The 1,051-nt window shown below is 62.3% G+C and carries 1 protein-coding gene; it reads right to left on the reverse strand.

From position 1 onward, the window contains the following. Nucleotides 1-58: 58 nt before the first annotated feature. Nucleotides 59-895 (reverse strand): hypothetical protein, encoded by an 837-nt coding sequence (locus AB6O04_RS20670; RefSeq protein ID WP_368566311.1) that lies wholly within the window; start codon nucleotides 893-895, stop codon nucleotides 59-61. Between the last annotated feature and the right edge of the window lie 156 nt (nucleotides 896-1,051).

Below are 1,051 nucleotides of genomic sequence, written 5' to 3' on the forward strand. Positions count from 1 at the left end.
CCCCGGCAATCTACCGAGGGCTTTCTGCTTTGATGCGGGTTGAAGTGCAGGCCCTGCGTTAGCGATTTCCGGCCTGCAGCGTCGAATGGACGTCCACCCCTGCTGCGGTCAGACCGCCATCGGGCCTCGCGTACCCGGTGTCGATCATGTGCTTGTTCAACCTTGCCCACACCTCCTTTCCCTGGGACGTCAGCTCGCCGCAAGCCATCACATACCGGGACACGGAGGGTTGCTTAACGCCGTTACTCCTACAGAACGTCGTGAAGTTGCGATACCGCGCTCGATCCGTAGCGGACATCATGGCCCACCCCACCGCCACCGTTTCGGTTTTTGTAAGACCCGTCCCTGGATCTCGACTCAAGGCGTCGCAGCGATCGCTCTGCGTGAGCAAATCTTGCCCCATGCGCGGCAACTCTACTCCGACGGTGACGTAGTGCAACACCGTCATGTACTCCACACCCAATGCCTCGCAGAATTGGGGGAGTGTCATACGGCGATCGGCGCTCCAATGCCATTGAAGACCAGCACGCTGCGGCGATGAGAGCGTGTCAAACCAGGGTGGCACTTTCCCCTCAGTTGTCGCGCGCGACATCGCATCCTCCACCACGGCCTGCGCGGCAGTCTTGATCGATCCGGAGGTCCTCAGGTCCAGCGGCGCCTCGCCCGCGTATGGGCCGACCTGTACGAGGGACTGACGCGGCCGGATCTCCCCGCCCGTTGAAGTGCCCGCACTCGCCCAGGCGGCGGGGGCTGCCCTCAGTGAATACGGCACGTTGCTCGCGCCGACGAAGTGCTGGCCGGCCGGCGTGGTTCCGGCCGGCGGCGCGGGCACGGCCGGAATTGACCCCGTGACAAAAAACATCGGATTCTGACCGTGGACGTTGATATGGAACATCTGCGCTCCTTTTGCTGGCGGTAGTCCACTAGATCATCCGCATTCCTGCGAGAGCAATAGGAATTGGCTTGGATGCCGAATGACGTTTCCGATGGCGCGCTACCGGTTCGCTGCACAACCTCCAACGTCTATGCCGCCACCGACAGTCGGGCGAAC

It is taken from the genome of Pseudoxanthomonas sp. UTMC 1351, from assembly GCF_040948865.1.
Classification (GTDB): domain Bacteria; phylum Pseudomonadota; class Gammaproteobacteria; order Xanthomonadales; family Xanthomonadaceae; genus Pseudoxanthomonas_A.